Here is a 3,348-nt window from a genome sequence, read left to right as displayed (position 1 = left end):
ACTTTTGAAGAAAACCCTTTAGTAGGCGGTGTTGGATCATCGGAAATGAATACCACTGGTGAAAAAGGAACGTCTAAAGATACTGGCATACCGGGATTATATAAAACAATTGCCAATCCAAACTTAGAACGCACTAACTGGGATTGGAATATCGATCCCGAAGGTTTAAGAATTGCTCTACGTAGAATGACTAATCGTTATGGTCTTCCTATTCTGATAAGTGAAAATCGGTTAGGAGAATACGATAAGCTAGAAGCCGAAGAAGTGGTTCAAGATGATTATCGGATTGAATATTTGCGTTCTCATATTATTGCCATTCAGGAGGCAGTTTCCGATGGCTCCGATGTTCTAGGTTATTGCATTTGGTCCTTCACAGATTTGTTAAGTTGGCTAAACGGCTTCCAAAAACGTTACGGGTTAGTTTATGTAAATCAGCATGAAGAGGGAGAACATGATTTAAAGCGCATTAAGAAGAATAGCTATTATTGGTACAAGAAAGTCATCGAATCGAATGGAACCAACTTGTAGTATGAAGAGTTCTTAAGATTAAGCAAAGTCCGTTTATTTTGAAACACCCCGTAAATGTTAGACTTGAAACTAACATTTTCGGGGTGTTTTATATGGCGTACAGCAGAAGTATATTGATTGATTAAAACAAAAGGTTATAATTAAAGGGTAGGGTTGATCATAAATCTTTACATTAGAAAGTGGAATTGATTTTTCGCACCAGCCGGACGCTTTCCGCGGGGTGAGCGATAAGCCATCACCCATCGCTTACGCGCGTGGTTGTGATGTCTTATCTGTCTCACTCATCCCGCTGGAGTCGCCGTCTGGCGCTCCAATCAATATTGGATACGGCTTTCAGACTTCGATAAAGCCTTTTTATAAATTTACTTGCATAAACAAAGCTGGAAAACGGACTACAACCACTTTTTAATAGTCATTTGAATTGACACTTTTGTAAGGTTTACAATCACTATAATAAAAAAATAGTAAAAATCAACCAATAACTTTAACAAAGCTAAACAAAAAAACTGGCTTAAGTTCCATCACACAGAACTTAAGCCAGCCAATTAGCTGTATAGAGAATCTCTTTATAGTCAATGAATCTACAACTTATAGATTAGTAACTAAAATTTAACCTTCTAGTGTTAACACGCCGTCTTCCATGCGGTACACTTTGTCACAAAACTCTAGCATACGCTCATCATGCGTAACCATTACAGCAGCCTTGTTACGTTCTTTGACCTCTTTGCGAATTTGTTTTACTACTTCAAATGCGCGGTTAGAGTCTAAGCTCGCTGTCGGTTCATCTGCAAGAATAATATTTGAGTTGTTAACGAACGAACGGGCAATTGCTACACGTTGGCGTTCCCCACCAGATAATTCGTTCGGGAACTTGGACAATTTTGAACCTAAGCCCAAGTCAGTTAACAGTTCTTTAGCAAATGCTTTTTCTGCTGGAGTTACCTTTCCTTTCATTTTACAAACAAGTAGCAACTGATCGAGCACGTTTAAATACGGAATTAAGTTCGATGTTTGTAAGATGAAACCTATATCCGTTAGGCGGAATGCTGAAAGATCTTTTTCTTTCATGTTACCAACGTTTGTACCACCTACTAATACTTCCCCTTTAGTAGGCTGAAGTAGAGCACCGGCAATAGATAATAATGTACTTTTCCCTGAACCAGAAGGGCCGATAATGGCGATGAAGTCACCAGGTGCAACTGTTAGCGAAACATTTTTTAAAGCGTCAACAGTTGAATCGCCTTCTTTAAATGATTTTGTTACATTGTTTAATACTAAACCTGTCATTTATTCCACTCTCCCAATCGCTGTTAATGGATCGATTTTCGTTACTTGACGTGCGGAAATAACGGAACCTAAAACAGAAACAATTAAAAGAACTACTCCATAGATCAATACCATATTAAAATCTAAGTTGAATGGCATGTCTTCTGGGAAGACTAATGCTGTCAAATAAGTCAATCCGATACCCGCGATAATGCTAACTAACGATAAAACAAATACTTGTGTGACGATTGAATTTTTAATAAATCGGTTTGAAGCACCAATTGCTTTCATAACACCGAACTGCTGCGTTTTTTGTAAAATGAATACATAGAAAAATACGGCAATAATAACTGCAGAGATGGCAAATAAGAAGGCAAGCATCATGTAAATAGTGGCACTTTCTTCTTTATAACCAGGCATTCCCATTACCGCTTCTGATTTCGTGAACGTTTCAATTAAGTCATAGTCTTTAGCGATCTGGTCAGCTTCCATTGAAGTTCCTTGTAAAGCAATCATCGTTACAGGATCTTCTAGACCATTATTTGAACCAGGTGCTGCAAAGGCATAAGATTGCCAAGTTGCAACATCAACAAAGACTGTAGGTAAATGGTTAAATGTTTCGCCAGTTGTAAATCCTACTATGTTTAATTTGATGTCTGAACTAGTTACTACAATCGTATCGCCAATTTCATATCCTTTTTTCTGTAGAGATTCATCAATTAGTACACCAAATGGATCATTTGGATCTAATTGCTTACCTTCTACAACTTTTGGTTCGATAAATTTGCCAGGATCTACCCCGATAAAGGCAACATCATGTTTTTCTTTTGTGTTGGTAGTAGCTTCATTTTGAATAATGATTGTTGATTGTCCAAATTTTGCAGCTTCCTTAACACCGTATTTACCCTCAATGTCTTCTGCGATTGCTCCAGACACCTTCGTTTTCATCATCGTTCCTTCAGAGCCCTCTTCATATATGAAAAGATCTCCATCGATATTTTTCATCGTTGCAGCAGCTAATGTGGATAATCCATTACCTAAGCCTGATAAAATAAAAACAAGCCATGCAATTAGCATAATGATTGTGCCAATCATTGCAAAACGTGTTTTGGAATGTTTCATTTCTTTTATTGCTAAAAACATTCTATGTTCCTCCTCTTATATATGTTATTTGACGATAGATTTCTCTATGGTTCTGACTACTAGAAGAACAGATCATAAGAAAACACATTAACTCAATCCAATAAAGATATATTAATATAACAAAAGTTTGCCAAAAAAATAAATATAGCTTTTTTGAGGTTGAATAATATGTCCCTCCTATACGCCTCGATTTACAGTATAAATCACTTATATGAACTTTAGCTAAACTTTTTTAAAATTTTTTTCGGTTGTTTTTTGATAATATATATATTTTATTAGTATCAATTCGTTATATTAATATTATTTTGATGTGAAAGTGTAATTTACTTATATCCTGGAGACCAGACTAGCGGTTTGTTGTTCAATAAATATCCGCACCCATTAATCTTTTCATTATTTTAAATCTTCTGG

At 36.1% G+C, this 3,348-nt stretch carries 3 protein-coding genes; 1 reads left to right on the top strand and 2 read right to left on the bottom strand.

The genetic code is table 11. The annotated features are described in order from the left end of the window. Positions 1 to 528: family 1 glycosylhydrolase (locus tag AC06OU_RS03845; protein WP_475854095.1), on the top strand; the 528-nt coding region annotated here is incomplete at its 5' end. A gap of 609 nt (positions 529 to 1,137) precedes the next feature. Here the strand turns inward: AC06OU_RS03845 and AC06OU_RS03840 are convergent. Continuing rightward, positions 1,138 to 1,815: an ABC transporter ATP-binding protein gene (locus AC06OU_RS03840; RefSeq protein ID WP_298473518.1), complete on the bottom strand. Its 678-nt coding sequence runs from the start codon at positions 1,813 to 1,815 to the stop codon at positions 1,138 to 1,140. Then, positions 1,816 to 2,937, bottom strand: coding sequence for an ABC transporter permease (locus AC06OU_RS03835; protein WP_475854093.1), 1,122 nt, complete (start codon positions 2,935 to 2,937; stop codon positions 1,816 to 1,818). Positions 2,938 to 3,348: the final 411 nt, after the last annotated feature.

The sequence above is a fragment of the Psychrobacillus sp. genome, assembly GCF_056205495.1.
Note: the sequence above shows the minus strand (reverse complement) of the source record. Positions and strands in the feature narration are given on the sequence as shown.